The organism is Pseudomonas sp. ENNP23 (assembly GCF_001728945.1).
In the GTDB taxonomy this organism is placed as follows: Bacteria; Pseudomonadota; Gammaproteobacteria; order Pseudomonadales; family Pseudomonadaceae; genus Metapseudomonas; species Metapseudomonas otitidis.
Genome location: NZ_LYSP01000031.1, coordinates 64,725 through 80,520 on the forward strand (window position 1 = coordinate 64,725; position 15,796 = coordinate 80,520).

Below are 15,796 nucleotides of genomic sequence, written 5' to 3' on the forward strand. Positions count from 1 at the left end.
TTCAGGACAGCCCCTGGACCACGCCCAGAACGGCCATCACCGGCAGCCACCCCAGCGGCAACCACGCCGCCAGCCTCGGCCGATAGGGCAACAGCAGTGCCAAGGCCAACCCCGACAGGGACACCAGCCCGAACCAGGCCACAGGCCCCATCGCCCAGCCCCAGAACGCTGCACTCGCCGGCAAGGCCAACACCAACAGGCACCAGCCCGCCGCCCGCAAGCCACGCCGCAGTACGGGCGTCGGCTCACGCTGCCACACCTGGCGAAAATGCCGGGGCAGCCCCAGGCACAACGCGGCCATTCCGCCATGGGCCAGGCCCGCGGCCACGCTCAGCATCAGGCTCATCCCTGCACCTCCGCCTTCGGGCTGCGCACCCGCTCCGGGCGCACGGCCGCCGGCTGCTGCACGCGCCAGGCGCACCCGGCCAGCACCAGACCGATGGCAACGGCCGTCACTTCCAGCATGCCGCGGGTGAAATCCCCTGCCCCGCCGCCAGTGGCCCAACCCAGCAGCGGCAGGCCCAGGCAAAGCGCCGCGCCACAACCGAGCTGCTCACTCCAGCCCCGCGCTCCAGGCCGCCACGCGGCGTGGACCAGGCTGACCAGCCAGAGCAGGAAGAACACCCGCACCTCCCAGTGCGCGCGCCCCGCCAGCTCCAGCGGCAGCAGGCGGTTGGCCCACAGCAGCCCCACGCAGGCCACGCCCAGGCCGGCCACCGCCGACAGATTCAGCGCCGCCACCAGGCGCGCGCCCACGCCTCGGCTGGCCTGGCGACGCTGCTTCACCTCATAGAGCAGCAGGCCGGTGGCGATCATCACGCAGCCGCCGAGCCCACAGAGGAAGTACAGCCAGCGCATGGGGTAGCCGCCGAACTGAGCGAAGTGCAGGCCCATGATCACCCGGTGGGTCAGCACGCTGGCGCGCATCGACGGGGGCGCCTGCAGCAGCGCCCCGGTCACCCCGTCGAAAACCATGTTCTGCCCCTTGGTCAGGGCGATGCGGTTGCCCAGCACCCGCCGCACCTCCACCCGGGCATCGCTGCGCCCGGGATGGCGGATCACCACGCCACCCACCGGCCCCATCTGCCGCTCGGCCTCAGCCAACATCGGCGCCAGTGCGGCCAGAGTGGCAGGCTGTGTCTGGCCGACAGACGGGTGTGCCTCTTCCCCACCGTATTGGGCGTGGTAGAACGCATCAAAATCACCGTCGAACAACGTCTCCAGCGCCGCCGGCATGTAGATCAGCAGGAAGATCGCCAACCCGGTGTAGGCGATCATCAGGTGGAACGGCAGCAACAGCACCGCCGTGGCGTTGTGGGCATCCAGCCAGGAGCGCTGGCCCTTGCCGGGGCGGAAGGTGAAGAACTCCTTGAAGAACTTCTTGTGGATGACGATGCCGGTCAGCAGCGCCACCAGCATGCCCAGCGCCAGCAGGCCCACCACCCAGATGCCGAGCATGCGCGGCAGGTCGAGGGTGAAATGAAAGCGGAAGAAGAACAGCCCGCCGGCACTGTCACGCTGGGGCAGCACCTCCCCCGTCGCCGGGTCCAGGGTCACGCCGCCACCGTGGCGGCGTTCGCCAGCGGAGACGGACAACCCAGGCGAGCGCTCGGTGGGCAGGTTCAGGGTCCAGGTCCGTGCCTCGGGATGGTGCTCCCGCAGGTAGGCCAGCCCGCGCTCGGCGGCCTCGGCGGTGGGCACCGGGGTATCGCGTACCTCCGGGTGCATCCAGTGGTCGATCTCCTGGTCGAACACCGCCAGCGTCCCGGTGAGGAACACCGCGAACAGCAGCCAACCGGCCAGCAGGCCGCCCCAGGTGTGCAGCCAGGCCATGGATTGAGTGAAGGTCTTCTTCATGCCAGCCACTCCAGCAGGTGCGGCCAGAAGCCCAGGGCCGCCAATGGCAGCGCCGGGGCCAATCCGAGCCAGGCACGCAGGGCGGTGCGGGCGGCGAAGGCCCAGCACACTGCCAGGGTGTAGACCACGAAGCACGGCAGGCTGGCCACCAGCAGCGCATCCACCGGGTGCAGCGGCAGCAGCCGCGCCAATGCGGCGGTGAAGGCATAGGTGAAGGCATAGCCGCCGAGCAAGGCGGCCACCACGCGCGAAAGGACCGGCACCCAGGCCGGCAGGGACAGGGTCATGAACAGGCTCCTCACGGGGGTCACGGCACCACGCCCAGTTGCCGCCAGACCGGCAGCACGGCGTGTTCGAACTGGTTCAGTTGCGCGTCGTCCACCTGCACCTGCCAGCCCTCGCGGCGCAGCAGGGCCAGACCGGTTTCACGCAGCAGACCGCCGCGCAGGCCCGGCATCTCCAGCAGCACCCGCGCCAGGGCCATCTGCTGCGCCGTCGCGGGGATGGACGCTCCCAGGCTGGGCGCCACCAGGTGGCGATAACCGGCCCCCGCCAGCGCCCCTTCGGCCAGCAGGCGGTTGAGCCGCTGACCGGCCTCCACCACCACCGGCCCCGGTGACAGCGAGTGGGCATGCCCGGCCCAGGCGAGCATCTGCAACGCCCGGTTGAGCTGGCCGACCTGGGGCGCCAGCGCCGGCCGCCGGGCCAGCTCGGCGAAACTCTGGGGCCCTTCGGCGAGGGCCTGCAGCAGCGGCGAGAACAGCGACGCCTCGCCCTCCACCGGGCCAATGCGGGTGTCGAAGCGCAGGCCGCCCTGGGTCGGCGCCCCCGGCAATGCCGCCCAGCACCCCTCCAGCAAGGCCTGGCGATGGGCGGCCGGCGCAAGCAGATGGCCCGCGCGCTGGTAGAGGTCGCGCCGCTGGGACTGGTTGCGCGCCAGGTCCTTGGCCGTCTCGCGGGCCTCGGTCCTCTGCAGCGCCTCCAACAACGGCAGGCAGGCGCCGGGCACCGACAGCGCGTCGATGTTCTCCAGCGGCACGGCGCTGCCGGCGTAGCCCAGGCCGATCGCCGCGAACTCGCCCATCACCTGGGCCACCGGCAGGGGCTCCCAGTGCTCGCAGAGCAGCTCGTGGGCGAGCTGGGCCAGGTCCTCCGGCTCGCCGGCATCCAGCCGCCGGGCCACGTCGGGGTGCTCGACGAAGTAGCCGGCCCCCGCCGCCTGCCAGCCACGCAGGGCGGAGAAGGCACCACGCAGGCGCTGCGCCGGAGTGCCGGGGGCCTGCTGGGCGTGCTGCCAGATGAAGCGCTGAGCGGCGCGGAACGCCGACAGGCCCGGCTCGGTCATGTAGCCCAGGTAGGCCACGCCACCGGGTCGCAGGCGCTGCTGAATAAAGGTGCGGATGGCCGCCCGGTTGGCCGGCGACACCCAGGAGTAGACGCCGTGCAGGACGATGAAGTCGAAGCCCTCGCCCAGGTCCTGCCCGGCCAGCCCGTCGAACGCCGCCTCGACGAAGCGCAGGTTGGCGAGCCCGGCACGGGTCGCCAGGTCCCGCCCGTGGGCGATGTGTCGGGGGTTGAAGTCCACCGCGACGAACTCGCCGGCCGGGTTGGCCGCTGCCAGCAGCAGGCTGCCCAGCCCCTGGCCGCAGCCCAGCTCGCAATAGCGAAAGCCCCGGGACAGGTCCGGGGCGCTGCGCCCGAGGGCGGTGAGGGTGGCCACCATCCAGCTCGGTGCGAGTTCCGGCTGGACCAGGTGAGGATAAGGGGCATCGGCCAGGTAGCCGTCGTGCCAGAGGCTCATGCGCTGCATCCATCATGAAAAGGCCCCGCCGGAGCACCCGGCGGGGCATGGGCCCGCCGTTTCCGGCAGACCAGGAGCCCAGGTCAGAACGAGGCGGTGACGGAGGCGAAGTACGACCGGCCCGGTTCGTTGTAGGTGTTGGCGCCGGCGTCGCTGGCGTTGCCTTCGCGGTAGATGCGCTTGTCGAACAGGTTGTTGATGCCCAGGCGCACGCTGTAGTTCTTGCTGAACTCATAGCCGGCGCTGACGCCCATCAGCCCGTAGGGGTCCACATCCTTCTGCGCGGTGGTGGCGTAGGCCTGGTTGGTGCGCTGGTTGAGCGAGGGTGCTTCCTGCTTGCCGTAGTAGGTGCCGCTGACCTGCAGGGAGAGCTGCTCGGTGGCGTACCAGTCCAGGGTGGTGTTGACGGTGTACTCGGGGATGATGCTCAGCGGCTCGCCGCTGTCGCGGTCCTCGGACTGGATCATGTAGGTGAGGTTGGTGTTCCACTCCAGGCTCGGGTCGAGGGCGATGAACAGGTTGCCCTCGATGCCTTCCACCACCGCCTTGCCGGCGTTCTCCCACTGCTGCACGCGGCGGCCGTTGCCCAGGCGGTAGGCGAAGTCATTGCTGCCGACGATCTTGTTCTTGTAGTCGTTGCGGAAGTAGGTGGCGCTGGCGCGCCATTGCCCCATGTCCAGGGCCAGGCCGATTTCCTTGTTGATGCTGGTTTCCGCCTCCAGGTTCGGGTTGCCCACCAGGTAGCAGCCGCCGCTGTTGGTCTGCCCGGCGTTGCAGCCGTTGCCCATGCTGTAGAGCAGGTAGTTGGGGTTGGACTGGTAGAGGTTGGGCGTCTTGTAGGCGCGCGCGATGCCGCCCTTCAGGGTCAGCTCATCGGTGAGCTTGTGGGAGGCGTTGAGGCTCGGGCTCCAGTTGCCACCGAACTCCTCGTGCTGGTCGTAGCGCAGGCCCGGGGTGACGGTGGTGCGGCTGTCCAGCTCGATATTGTCCTCGGCATACAGCGCATAGCTGCGGGCATCGGTCTTGGTGTTGCCGCGGCTGAAGCCGGGGATTGCAGTCCCCGGGTCGAAGCTCTGGGCGCGCAGGGAGCCCGGGTCGTTGAGCACCTCGTAGAGGTACTCGCCACCCAGGGTGAGCATCTGCTCGAACCCCAGGCTCAGGGGCAGGTTCACCTCGCCGCTGGCGCGGGTGTTGCGCAGGCGCGAGGTGAAGGCCCCGGCGCCGTTGGCAGGCGCGCCTTCGGAGCTGCCGGCCAGGCCTTCGTTGAGGCGCCAGTTGCGGGTGTAGTCGTAGGCCAGGCTGGCCTTGGAGGTGCCCCATTCGAAGTCGCCGTTGTGGGTCAGCGAGTAGGCACTGCGCTGCATCACGTTGGTTTCCGAACCCACCAGGCCGCTGACGAAGGCGCCACCGTTGTTGAGCATGGTGTCGCCGGCAAAGATGTTGCCCTGGCGGCTGTAGCTGGCCTCCAGATCGAGGCTCTGCTCGGGGTCGAGCTGCCAACTGAGCAGGCCGTTGACGTCCTTGTTGCGCACACCTTCACGGCCCGCCACCAGGGAGGTGGGGTCGCTCTGGTGGCCGGCGTTGATGTCGGCGTCGTCGGCGTCGGTCTTGCTCATGCCGCCGTACACGCGGAAGGCCAGCACATCGTTCAGCGGGCCGCTGAGGTTGAAGTTGGTGCGGCGGCTGGCGCCCTCGGCATCGTCCTCGGGGAGCTGGGTGAACACGGTCATCGAGCCGTGCAGTTCCTGGGTGGGGCGCTTGGTGATGATGTTGACCACGCCGCCCATGGCGCCGGAGCCGTAGCGGGCAGCGGCCGGGCCACGGAGGATCTCGATGCGCTCGACTTCCTCGGCCGGCACCCAGTTGGTCTCGCCACGGGTGTCGCGGTCACCGTTCCAGCCGTAGCGCACGGCGTTGCGCGAGGTGGAGGGCTTGCCGTCGATGAGGATCAGGGTGTTTTCCGGGCCCATGCCGCGCAGGTCGATCTGACGGTTGTTGCCACGGTTGCCGCTGGTGCTGTTGCCGGTGAGGTTGACCCCCGGCTCGCGGCGGATCACGTCGGACAGGTCGTTGGCCGGCGGACGCTTGCGGATGTCTTCGGCGGTGATGATGGAAACGCCCGGCGCCTGCTTCAGCTCTTGCTCGGCAGTGCCGATCACGCGGGTTTCCTGTAGCTCCAGCGCCTGCTCGGCGGCTTCACCGACCTTTGCCTGGGCCTGCTCGGCGACGTCGTCGGCCAGCTCCAGCGTCTCGGCCTGGACCCAGGCCGGCGCGGAGGCGGCCAGCAGGGCCAGGGCGAAGGGGTTGAGGGTGAATCGCGGCTGCGTCATGGGGCACTCCTTGGGCAATCGGGCAGTCACGTAGGACGGGGCATGCCGATGCAGGCGGAGCGATCGCGCTGGTCTTCATTTGGCAGGCCCGAGTCGGACGCGGGTCGGCGCAAATGGTAGTTATTCTTATTTGACAGTAAAGATCATTTACAAACTATACATTTTCCAGCCGCAGGCACAGGCGCAGGCCCCGCGCACCGTTCTCCGCCCACAGGTCACCGCCCTGTGAGCGCAGGGTGCCGCGGGCGATGGCCAGCCCCAGGCCGAAACCCTCGCCCCCCGGCCGGGCACTGCTGAGGCGGGTGAAGGGCCGGAAGATGGCCTCCAGCCGGGCCGGGTCCACGCCGCCACCCTCGTCCTCCAGCCACAACTGCCAGTGCTCGCCCTCACGTTGTGCACCGAGGCGGATGATGCCCTCCGGTGGGGAGTGGCGGATGGCGTTGCGCAAGCCGTTCTCCAGGGCCTGGGCGAGGCCGTTGAGGTTGCCGTGGACGCGGCAGTCCGCCGGCAGTTCGCAGCGCAGGCGCTCTGGCGGCCAGCCGCTTTCGAAGCTGGCGTCCTCGCTGAGCACGGCCCACAGCGAGGCCACGTCGATCACCTCCCGTGGCAGTTGCGGGCGCTCGGTGTCCAGCCACACCAGCTCCAGGGTGTCGTCCACCAGCTTCTGCATGCACTGCACCTCGCGCTCCAGGCGCTGGCGCAGTTGGCCGATCTCCAGCTCGCTCTCCCCCGCCACCCGCAGCCGACTCAGCGGCGTGCGCAGCTCGTGGGAGAGGTCGCAGAGCAGTTGGCGCTGGTGCTCCACCGTGGTTTCCAGGCGCTCGGCCATGTGGTCGAAGGCCCGGGCCAGCTCGCCCAGCTCATCGCGACGGCGGCTGACCTGAGGCGATACACGGGTTGAGAGGTGGTTGCCGCGCAGGGCGTTGGCCTGTTCGCGCAGGTGGCGCAGCGGGGCGAGCAGCAGGCGGTACAGCCCGACACAGAGGAGGAAGGCCAGGGCCCCCGGCACCACGCCGTGGATCAGGACGCGCGCCAGCAGGCTGAACCCGCCGGGCAGGTAGCGTTCGGGCAGGCGCATCACCAGTTGGCCGGCATCCGGCGCCTCGGGAAACGGCAGGCTGAGGATCGGCAACCTGCCACTGCGCTTGCTCATGGGCCAGTCGACGCGCCGCATGAAGGTCAGGCGCCCGCGCTCCTCCACGCTGAGCGAACGGCTGCCGAGACTGTCCAGATCCGGCCCGACCACCACGGCCCATCCCGGCTCGCGGGCCAGGTGGCGTTCCAGCCAGCGGTCGACGCCGACCCGGCCATCGCGCCGCCAGGCCTGCTCGGCCTCTGCGGCATAGTGGGTGAGCCGGGCCTGGGCAGCCTCGGTGAGGTGGTAGCCCTGCAATTCGACGTACTCGCCCCAGGCACGGGCGAGCCAGATCACCAGCACGCTGAAGGCCACCAGCAGCACCGCGAGGGGCCAGAACAGCGAACGCCGCCCGGGCACGTCAGGCGTCCTGCCGGGTGAACAGGTAGCCCTTGCCCCAGGCCGTTTCCACGCGGCCGTTGGTGTAGCCGGCGGCGGCGAGCTTGCGGCGGATGTGGCTGACGTGCATATCCAGGCTGCGATCGTGCTGGGAATAGGCCCGGTGCAGCACCTGCTGATAGAGGAAGGCCTTGCTGAGCACCTCCTCGGCGTGGCGGACCAGGGTCTCCAGCAGGCGGTATTCGGTGCCGGTGAGCCCGGCCCAGTTGCCCTCGCAGGCGACATCGTTCTTCAGCTCGTCGAACTGCAGGCCCGGCTCCTCCAGCGCGGCGGCGGTGACCGCGCCCCGGCGCTCATAGGCCACCCGGCGCAACACCGCGTCGACGCGCACCTGCAGCTCCACCAGGCTGAAGGGCTTGGGCAGGTAGTCGTCGGCGCCCCGGCTGAAGCCGGCGATGCGGTCCTGCTCGGCGCCCAGGGCAGACATCAGGATCACCGGCACGCCCTGCTCCCGGCGCAGTTCGCCGAGCACCTCCAGGCCGTTGCGCCCGGGCAGCAGGATGTCCAGCAGGATCAGGTCGAAAGGCTCGCGACGGGCCAGCCCGAGGCCGGCGTCGCCGTCGTGCTGCAGGACCACTTCGAAGCCTCGGCGCCCGAGGTGATCGGCCAGGTGGGCGGCCAGCACCGGATCGTCCTCGATGGCCAGGATGCGGGCGGCCCCCGGCGAGCAATTGTTCATGACTTGCACCAGCGAATACGAAGCATTCCTCAGAGAGCGCGCATTCTGTCAAAACGCCAGGCAGATTCCCACCGGGCGAGTCGCTACACTTCGGGCACTTTCGTCTAAAGGATTCCGGCGTGTTCAAGGATCTCGGCATCAAGGGTCGCGTGCTGTTGCTGACCCTGCTCCCCACCAGCCTGTTGGCGATGGTGCTGGGCGGCTACTTCATCTGGGCCCAGCTTTCCGACATGCAGGCCCAGCTCCTGCAGCGCGGGCAGATGATCGCCGAGCAACTCGCGCCCCTGGCCGCTCCGGCCCTGGTACGCGGTGACGGCCTGCTGCTGGAACGCATCGCCGACAACGCTCTGGACCAGCCCGACGTGCGCGCGGTGAGCTTCCTCGACCTCGACCGGATGCGCCTGGCCCACGCCGGGCCGAGCATGCTCAATGGCAGCCCGGACAACGACGGCAGCCACACCAGCCAGATCAGCAACACCGATGCCACGCGCTTCATGCTGCCGGTGTTCGAGCGCCACCGGGTGCTCGCCGGCGACGCGCCACCCGCCGAGGGTGACCGCGTGCTGGGCTGGGTGGAACTGGAGATGTCCCACCACGGCACCCTGCTGCGCGGCTACCGCAGCCTGTTCGCCAGCCTGATGCTGATCACCGCCGGGCTGGCCATCACCGCACTGCTGGCGCTGCGCATGAGCCACTCCATCAACGAACCGCTGCGGCGCATCAAGCAGGGCGTCGCGCTGCTCAAGGAAGGCCGTCTGGAAACCCGCCTGCCGCAGTTGGGCAACCACGAGATGGACGAGCTGGCTGCCGGCATCAACCGCATGGCCGAGGCCTTGCAGAGCGCCCAGGAAGAACTGCAGCACAACATCGACCAGGCCACCGAGGACGTGCGGCAGAACCTGGAGACCATCGAGATCCAGAACATCGAACTGGACCTGGCGCGCAAGGAAGCCCTGGAAGCCAGCCGCATCAAGTCCGAGTTCCTCGCCAACATGAGCCACGAAATCCGTACACCGCTCAACGGCATCCTCGGTTTCACCAACCTGCTGCAGAAGAGCGAGCTTTCGCCGCGCCAGCAGGACTACCTGGGCACCATCGAGCAATCCGCCGAGAGCCTGTTGGGGATCATCAACGAGATTCTCGACTTCTCGAAGATCGAGGCCGGCAAGCTGGTGCTGGAGAACATCCCCTTCAATCTGCGCGACCTGATCCAGGACACCCTGACCATCCTTGCCCCGGCCGCCCACGAAAAGCGCCTGGAGCTGGTCAGCCTGGTGTACCGCGACACCCCGGTGCACCTGATGGGCGACCCGCAGCGCCTCAAGCAGGTGCTGACCAACTTGGTGAGCAACGCCATCAAGTTCACCCGCGAGGGCACGATCGCCGTGCGCGCGATGCTCGAGGACGACAGCGAGCCGGACCTGGCGCAACTGCGCATCAGCGTGCAGGACACCGGCATCGGTCTCTCCAATGAGGACCTGCGGGCGCTGTTCCAGGCCTTCACCCAGGCCGACAACTCGCTCTCGCGCCAGGCCGGCGGCACCGGTCTCGGGCTGGTCATCTCCAAGCGTCTGGTGGAACAGATGGGCGGCGAGATCGGCGTGGCCAGTACCCCGGGCGCGGGCTCGGAGTTCTGGATCAGCATCAGCCTGCCGAAGGCCCGCGACGATACCGACGACCTGCCCAAGGCCACCCTGGCCGGGCGTCGCGCCATCGTCTTCGAGCCCCAGGAGCTGACCCGCCAGGCCTTGCGCCACCAGTTGGAGGACTGCGGCCTGGAGGTGCTCGACGCACCCAGCCTGGAGGCCCTGCTGGAGCAGGTCGCCACCCAGCGCCAGGGCCCGCAGGCCATCGGCTTCGCGGTGCTGGCCGCGAGCACCGCGGCGCTGCCGCCGGAGCGCCTCGCCCAGTTCATCTGGGACCTGGAGCAACTGGGCTGCAAGAGCCTGGTGCTCTGCCCCACCACCGACCAGGCGCTGTACCACCCGGTGCTGCCCGACTCCCACAATCAGCTGCAGGCCAAGCCGGCCTGCACCCGCAAACTGCACCGCGCCCTCAGCAGCCTGGTGGGTCCGCGCCCGGTCCGCGTGGAGGCGCCGATGCCGGTGGTGCAGCGGGCGCCGCGCATCCTCTGCGTGGACGACAATCCGGCCAACCTGTTGCTGGTCAAGACCCTGCTCGGCGACATGGGCGCCGAGGTGACGGCGGTGGACAGCGGCTACGACGCCGTGGACGCGGTGTGCCAACAGAGCTTCGACCTGGTGCTGATGGACGTGCAGATGCCCGGCATGGATGGGCGTCAGGCCACGGAGGAAATCCGCCGCCTGGAGGCCAGCCGCGAGACCAGCCCGGTACCCATCGTCGCCCTCACCGCCCACGCCCTGGTCAACGAGAAGCGTGCCCTGCTGCAAGGTGGCATGGACGACTACCTGACCAAACCCATCGGCGAACGCCAACTGGCCCAGGTGGTGCTGAAGTGGACCGGCCTGGCACTCCAGGGCCCGGTGACGGAGCGCCCCGCCGAGCACGCCGCTCCGGAAGTGGAGCCAGCCGTGCTGGACCCGGAGGAAGGCCTGCGCCTGGCCGCCGGCAAGGCCGACCTGGCGGCGGACATGCTGGGCATGTTGTTGGCCTCCCTGGATGCCGACCGCCAGGCGATCCGCCAGGCACTGGAAGCGGACGACCGCGCCACCCTGCTGGAGCGGGTGCACCGCCTGCATGGCGCGACCCGCTACTGCGGCGTGCCCCAGTTGCGGGCCGCCTGCCAGCGCAGCGAGACCCTGCTGAAGAAGAACGACCCGGCCAGCCGCGAAGCCCTGGACGACCTGGACCGCGCCATCGAGCGCCTGGCCGCCGAGGCCGTCATGTCCTCCTGAGCTGACCTGGGGCAAGGCCCCGGCAGGAAGGGATTCCTAGACTCCGGGCACATTTATAGGAGCGCCCATGCGAACCATCCTGTTCAGCACCCAGACCTACGACCGCGATAGCTTCCTGGCCTGCTCGTCCGACCTTGGCCTGCACTTCCAGCCCGCCCGCCTGACCCTGGACACCGCCGCCCTCGCCCAGGGCCATGCAGTGGTCTGCGCCTTCATCAACGATGACCTCTCCGCCCCGGTGCTGGAGCGCCTGGCCGAGGGCGGCACGCGACTGATCGCCCTGCGCTCGGCCGGCTACAACCACGTCGACCTGCACGCCGCCCAGCAGTTGGGGCTCACTGTGGTGCGGGTGCCGGCGTACTCGCCCCACGCCGTCGCCGAGCACGCGGTGGCGCTGGTCCTGGCCTTGAACCGGCGCCTGCACCGCGCCTACAACCGCACCCGCGAGGGCGACTTCAGCCTCCACGGGCTGACCGGCTTCGACCTGGTGGGCAAGCGCGTCGGGGTGGTGGGCAGCGGGCAGATCGGCGAAGTGTTCGCCCGCATCATGGCCGGCTTCGGCTGTGCCCTGCTGGCCTACGACCCTTACCCCAACCCGGCGGTGGAAGCCCTGGGTGGGCGCTACGTGCCCCTGGACGAACTGCTGGCCGAGAGCGACATCGTCAGCCTGCACTGCCCGCTGAACGACAGTACCCGCTACCTGATCAACAGCCACAGCCTGCAGCGCATGAAGCACGGCGCCATGCTGATCAACACCGGGCGCGGCGCGCTGGTGGAGACGCCGGCGCTGATCGAGGCGCTGAAGAGCGGCCAACTGGGCTACCTGGGCCTGGATGTCTATGAAGAGGAGGCCAACCTGTTCTTCGAGGACCGCTCCGACCTGCCGCTGCAGGACGATGTGCTGGCCCGGCTGCTGACCTTCCCCAACGTGATCGTCACCGCCCACCAGGCCTTCCTCACCCGCGAAGCACTGGCCGCCATCGCCCGCACTACCCTGGACAACATCAGTGCCTGGGCCAGCGGCGCGCCGGTTAACCGGGTCGAGGCCTGAACCCCCGGGAGGGCGCGCTGACGCGCCTTCGCAATCCGATGAAGACGCCTAGTCTGTTAGCATGCGCGTCGATTCCGGAGGACCCATGGCCGAACACGATTTCCGCTACACCCTGCTCAACCCCGCCCACACCCTCAACGAATGCCGCGCCCTCGCGCCGGGCCGCTACCAGGTCACCGGGGTCGGTGGCTCGGTGAAGGATGGCGATACCCTGCTGGTCACCCTGCGCGGCAGCCGTGAGCTGTCCATGCGCCTGGAAGTGGAGAAGGTCCGCCACCTGATCAACCCGCCCGGGCAATGGCTGGCCGTGGCCAAGGGCCCGGCATTCAAGGAGCTGTCGATCCTGCAGTGGAAGGTCGACTGCGACGCCTGCGGCAAGCGCCTGGACTTCGAATTCGCCGTGGACGCCAGCCTGGGCAAGCCCGCCGAGACGCCCGCCGCTGAGGCGCGCATCACCGAGCTGGGCTGGGCCAAGCGTGACGGCCGCCACCTCTGCCCCACCTGTCAGGAGACCGTGTGATGAAACGACTCGCCCTGCCGCTGGCTCTGGTCAGCGCCACCCTCGCCGGCTGCGCCACCGAAGGCCCCACCCTGGAAACCGAACGCACCTACCAGGTGGAGTGGATCGGTGAGCGCCCACTGATCGACCGCAGCCACCTGACGCTGACCCTGGGTCACGACGGCCGCGCCTACGGCAACGCCGGCTGCAACCACTGGTTCGCCTCCTACACCCTGGAGGGCGAGCGCCTGAGCTTCGGCCCGGTGGGCAGCACACGCAAGGCCTGCGCCCCGGCCCTGATGGAGCAGGAACAGCGCTTCCTGGGCTTCCTCCCCGGCGTGCAGCGCTGGGACTTCTCGGCCACCGAGCAACTGCGCCTGTGGCCGGCTGAAGGCAAGGCCCTGCGCCTCTGGCCGGAGCGCTGAGTCGGCGTCAGAACAGGCTGAGCTGTTCGGCGGCGCCGCGCAGGTCCTGCAGGCGCACGCCGATGCCGATCAGCCGCACCGGGCGCTCGCCCCGCGCAAAGGCGGCGCCCAGCAGCAACCGATAGCTGTCCAGGTCCCGCCCGGCCCCGGCCTGTTCCAGAGTGGTCTGGGTGAAATCGAGGAACTTCAGCTTCACGAACGGCTTGTCCGGCCGATAGCTGGCATCCAGCCGGGCCAGGCGCCGCTCCAGCTCTTCATGCAGTGCCGGCAGGCGCTCCAGGCAGGCCGCCAGGTCCGGCAGGTCCTGGTCGTAGGTGTTTTCCACGCTCAATGACTGGCGCCGGCTGTCCACCTGCACCGGGCGCTCGTCGTGCCCACGCGCCAGGTTGTAGAGGCGCTCGCCGAAGCTGCCGAACTCCCGCACCAATGCCGTCAGGCTCCATTCCCGCAGGTCCGAGCAGAGGTGCACACCGAGGCGCCCGAGCTTGTCGGCCGTGACCTTGCCCACCCCATGCAGCTTCGCCACCGGCAGCTCGGCGACGAATGCTTCGACCTGGTCGGGGGTGATGACGAACAAGCCATCGGGCTTGCGCCAGTCACTGGCGATCTTGGCGAGGAACTTGTTCGGCGCCACCCCGGCGGAGACGGTGATCCGCAGCTCCTGCCAGACCCGCCGGCGGATCTCCTGGGCGATGCGCGTGGCGCTGCCGCTGAAATGCGGGCTGTCGGTGACGTCGAGGTAGGCCTCGTCCAGGGACAGCGGCTCGATGCGCTCGGTGTAGTCCCGCAGGATGCCGTGGATGGCCTTGGAGGCCTCGCGGTAGGCCTCGAAGCGCGGCTTGACGATGAGCAGGTCCGGACACAGCTTCAGCGCGTGGCGCGAGGACATCGCCGAGCGCACGCCATAGGCCCGCGCCTCGTAGTTGCAGGTGGCGATCACCCCGCGGCGATCCGCCGAGCCGCCAACGGCCAGCGCACGCCCTACGAGGCTGGGGTCGTCACGCATCTCGATGGAGGCGTAGAAGCAGTCGCAGTCAATGTGGATGATTTTCCGCTGGCTCATGGAGGCGGCACAGATCAGGGCTGCGCGGGCGGGGCGCACATCTATATGAAGGGAGGCGGATTCTAGCGGATTCGCGGCAAGGCGGCCCGGCCGCGTGAGGGCCGGGCCGACGGGGTCAGGCAGGGCAGGCAGCCAGCGCGCGCTGGTAATGGACGGGCCAGTCCCGACGGGCGGCCTCATCCACCGCCCAGTGACGCTGGTAGCAGGCCCAGGCGCCGGCCTCATCCCCGAGCGACGGCAGGCCGGCCGGGTCGCTCCATAACAGCAGGCGCGCCAGAGCGGCGGCGAGCACATCGTCATGCTCCAGCGCGCTGTAGACCCGCTCGGCAATCGGCGGCACCTGCCGGGCATCACACACCGCCACGGCCATGTCGCGGGTCTGCGCCGCCCGCAGCACGCCCCCCACCATCACCCCGTCGGGCACGGCCCGCCAGTAACCCCGGCCTGGGCCACGGGCGTCCCGCCGGCTGTGGAAGCCACTGGCGGCCAGGCCGCTGGCCAGCAGCAGCACCTCCGCCTCGCGACCGGACAGGGGCTCGGGCAGCAGGGCCAATGCAGGGTGCAGGATGGTGCGACGGATCGCATCGAGCATGAGGAGTCCTCCGAATCGATTACGCAGTCGGGCTGGGCAAGAACCGCCAACCCTGACGAAAAAAGCCCCACTCAAGGAGTGGGGCTCGCCGGGAGAGGCGGCGGGCGTACCGGGTACGACCGCCCGGCCAGTATCCCCAGCGCCGGACGCGCATCAACGCCCGGAACTTCAATCAGAAATCTCCTACCCTTTTCTGACAACTTTCCCATTCAGCCTCCCGCTAGCCTGCTCGGGTGCCTGGTAATGGAAGGACCGGCACCCTCGAGGCCGGTCCCTACCCCGTACCGGCCTCGAGGTCTTTCCTACCCCCTCAAGTAAACAATTCTCCCGGCTGCAGGCCATGTACCACGGGGGATGACGCCGTTTCGACACGCTAAGTTTCTGAAGAAAAACCACTTTTTCAGAAATCAGTTGTTGACAGGGGCAGATTAATCGCTAGAATGCCGACCCACAGACGCGGGATGGAGCAGTCTGGTAGCTCGTCGGGCTCATAACCCGAAGGTCGTTGGTTCAAATCCAGCTCCCGCAACCAAACAAAGAAAGGCCACTCAATCGAGTGGCCTTTTCTTTTATGGGGGTTTTTCTTCACCGCCAGGAGCGCCAGGGAAAAGTTGCACGCCGGGGCTTGGAACTTGAGCGTCGAGCCCACATCCTGTGGCGCACATTTCCATGAGGTGCTCGATGCGCGCCAGCCCCGCAACCCCCGATGAGTCCGTCCTGCCCGATGACGAGCAACCAGTCGATGCCAACCAATTACGCTGGCTCGATCGCCTGAGTGCCTATCGGCAACCCCTGGGACTGGCCTTTACCCTCCTTCTCTTCACCCTTGCCCTGGTGGCCTGCTGGCACCTGCTGCGCGAACTCGACCCTGATGCCCTGCGCGGTGCCCTGCACGACGTGCCAGTGAACAGCCTGCTGGCGGCCGTCGGCGCCACGGCAGTGAGCTTCATGGCGCTGGTGGGCTACGAATGGTCCGGCCTACGCTTCGCAGGCGTGCGCATCCCGCTGCCACGCATGGCACTGGGCAGCTTCTGCGCCTCAGCCATCGGCAATGCCATCGGCCTTTCGGTGGTCACTGGCGGTTCGGTG

13 protein-coding genes, 1 tRNA gene and 1 pseudogene are annotated in these 15,796 nt (G+C 68.9%); 6 read left to right on the forward strand and 9 right to left on the reverse strand.

Going from position 1 to position 15,796, the window contains the following annotated elements; genetic code table 11:
* Window position 1: 1 nt before the first annotated feature.
* From A9G05_RS17755 to A9G05_RS17785, 7 genes are all read right to left on the reverse strand, one after another.
* Window positions 2-346 carry a DUF3325 domain-containing protein gene (locus A9G05_RS17755; protein WP_170832275.1) on the reverse strand — a complete coding sequence of 115 codons (345 nt, stop codon included), beginning with the start codon at window positions 344-346 and terminating at the stop codon, window positions 2-4.
* Window positions 343-1,857, reverse strand: coding sequence for a PepSY domain-containing protein (locus tag A9G05_RS17760; protein ID WP_069562226.1), 1,515 nt, complete (start codon window positions 1,855-1,857; stop codon window positions 343-345). Before A9G05_RS17760 ends, A9G05_RS17755 begins: the two co-directional genes overlap by 4 nt.
* Window positions 1,854-2,144 carry an iron transporter gene (locus A9G05_RS17765; RefSeq protein WP_069562227.1) on the reverse strand — a complete coding sequence of 97 codons (291 nt, stop codon included), beginning with the start codon at window positions 2,142-2,144 and terminating at the stop codon, window positions 1,854-1,856. The genes A9G05_RS17760 and A9G05_RS17765 overlap by 4 nt, the downstream gene beginning before the upstream one ends.
* A gap of 20 nt (window positions 2,145-2,164) precedes the next feature.
* Window positions 2,165-3,658 carry a class I SAM-dependent methyltransferase gene (locus A9G05_RS17770; protein ID WP_069562228.1) on the reverse strand — a complete coding sequence of 498 codons (1,494 nt, stop codon included), beginning with the start codon at window positions 3,656-3,658 and terminating at the stop codon, window positions 2,165-2,167.
* A gap of 83 nt (window positions 3,659-3,741) precedes the next feature.
* Complete coding sequence (locus A9G05_RS17775) at window positions 3,742-5,988, reverse strand: TonB-dependent siderophore receptor (RefSeq protein WP_069562229.1); 2,247 nt, start codon at window positions 5,986-5,988, stop codon at window positions 3,742-3,744.
* A 154-nt stretch (window positions 5,989-6,142) separates the two neighbouring features.
* Entirely contained in the window at window positions 6,143-7,483 is a 1,341-nt protein-coding gene (locus A9G05_RS17780; RefSeq protein ID WP_069562230.1) for a sensor histidine kinase, read from the reverse strand.
* A 1-nt stretch (window position 7,484) separates the two neighbouring features.
* Window positions 7,485-8,201 carry a response regulator transcription factor gene (locus tag A9G05_RS17785; RefSeq protein WP_069562231.1) on the reverse strand — a complete coding sequence of 239 codons (717 nt, stop codon included), beginning with the start codon at window positions 8,199-8,201 and terminating at the stop codon, window positions 7,485-7,487.
* A gap of 119 nt (window positions 8,202-8,320) precedes the next feature.
* Between A9G05_RS17785 and A9G05_RS17790 the strand changes: the two genes are divergently transcribed.
* The 4 genes from A9G05_RS17790 to A9G05_RS17805 all read left to right on the forward strand — a co-directional run bounded on the left by A9G05_RS17790 (window position 8,321) and on the right by A9G05_RS17805 (window position 13,052).
* Window positions 8,321-11,077, forward strand: a complete 2,757-nt coding sequence (locus tag A9G05_RS17790) for a response regulator (protein ID WP_069562232.1) — start codon at window positions 8,321-8,323, stop codon at window positions 11,075-11,077.
* A gap of 67 nt (window positions 11,078-11,144) precedes the next feature.
* On the forward strand, window positions 11,145-12,128 hold the full coding sequence (locus A9G05_RS17795) for a 2-hydroxyacid dehydrogenase (protein ID WP_069562233.1): 984 nt from the start codon (window positions 11,145-11,147) through the stop codon (window positions 12,126-12,128).
* Window positions 12,129-12,213: 85 nt separating this feature from the next.
* On the forward strand, window positions 12,214-12,648 hold the full coding sequence (locus tag A9G05_RS17800; RefSeq protein ID WP_069562234.1) for a hypothetical protein: 435 nt from the start codon (window positions 12,214-12,216) through the stop codon (window positions 12,646-12,648).
* Window positions 12,648-13,052: an META domain-containing protein gene (locus A9G05_RS17805; protein ID WP_069562235.1), complete on the forward strand. Its 405-nt coding sequence runs from the start codon at window positions 12,648-12,650 to the stop codon at window positions 13,050-13,052. The genes A9G05_RS17800 and A9G05_RS17805 overlap by 1 nt, the downstream gene beginning before the upstream one ends.
* A 7-nt stretch (window positions 13,053-13,059) precedes the next feature.
* Here A9G05_RS17805 and dinB read toward each other — a convergent pair whose 3' ends face one another.
* The gene (gene dinB, locus A9G05_RS17810) at window positions 13,060-14,115 is read right to left on the reverse strand and encodes a DNA polymerase IV (RefSeq protein WP_069562244.1); all 1,056 of its coding nucleotides are present in this window, start codon (window positions 14,113-14,115) and stop codon (window positions 13,060-13,062) included.
* 115 nt (window positions 14,116-14,230) lie between these two features.
* A complete protein-coding gene (locus A9G05_RS17815; RefSeq protein WP_069562236.1) occupies window positions 14,231-14,707 on the reverse strand; it encodes a hypothetical protein in 477 nt (158 codons plus the stop codon).
* A gap of 455 nt (window positions 14,708-15,162) precedes the next feature.
* Here A9G05_RS17815 and A9G05_RS17820 point away from each other — a divergent pair.
* Window positions 15,163-15,239, forward strand: a tRNA-Met gene (locus tag A9G05_RS17820).
* A 149-nt stretch (window positions 15,240-15,388) separates the two neighbouring features.
* A pseudogene (locus tag A9G05_RS17825) lies at window positions 15,389-15,796 on the forward strand (hypothetical protein); the annotation flags it as partial.

Excerpts from the sequence above, each read along its gene's own strand:
- A9G05_RS17760 (WP_069562226.1), bottom strand. The coding sequence starts at position 1,857 with ATGAAGAAGACCTTCACTCAATCCATGGCCTGGCTGCACACCTGGGGC.
- A9G05_RS17775 (WP_069562229.1), bottom strand. The coding sequence starts at position 5,988 with ATGACGCAGCCGCGATTCACCCTCAACCCCTTCGCCCTGGCCCTGCTG.
- A9G05_RS17765 (WP_069562227.1), bottom strand. The coding sequence starts at position 2,144 with ATGACCCTGTCCCTGCCGGCCTGGGTGCCGGTCCTTTCGCGCGTGGTG.
- A9G05_RS17805 (WP_069562235.1), top strand. The coding sequence starts at position 12,648 with ATGAAACGACTCGCCCTGCCGCTGGCTCTGGTCAGCGCCACCCTCGCC.
- dinB (WP_069562244.1), bottom strand. The coding sequence starts at position 14,115 with ATGAGCCAGCGGAAAATCATCCACATTGACTGCGACTGCTTCTACGCC.
- A9G05_RS17800 (WP_069562234.1), top strand. The coding sequence starts at position 12,214 with ATGGCCGAACACGATTTCCGCTACACCCTGCTCAACCCCGCCCACACC.
- A9G05_RS17770 (WP_069562228.1), bottom strand. The coding sequence starts at position 3,658 with ATGAGCCTCTGGCACGACGGCTACCTGGCCGATGCCCCTTATCCTCAC.
- A9G05_RS17755 (WP_170832275.1), bottom strand. The coding sequence starts at position 346 with ATGAGCCTGATGCTGAGCGTGGCCGCGGGCCTGGCCCATGGCGGAATG.
- A9G05_RS17795 (WP_069562233.1), top strand. The coding sequence starts at position 11,145 with ATGCGAACCATCCTGTTCAGCACCCAGACCTACGACCGCGATAGCTTC.
- A9G05_RS17815 (WP_069562236.1), bottom strand. The coding sequence starts at position 14,707 with ATGCTCGATGCGATCCGTCGCACCATCCTGCACCCTGCATTGGCCCTG.
- A9G05_RS17785 (WP_069562231.1), bottom strand. The coding sequence starts at position 8,201 with ATGAACAATTGCTCGCCGGGGGCCGCCCGCATCCTGGCCATCGAGGAC.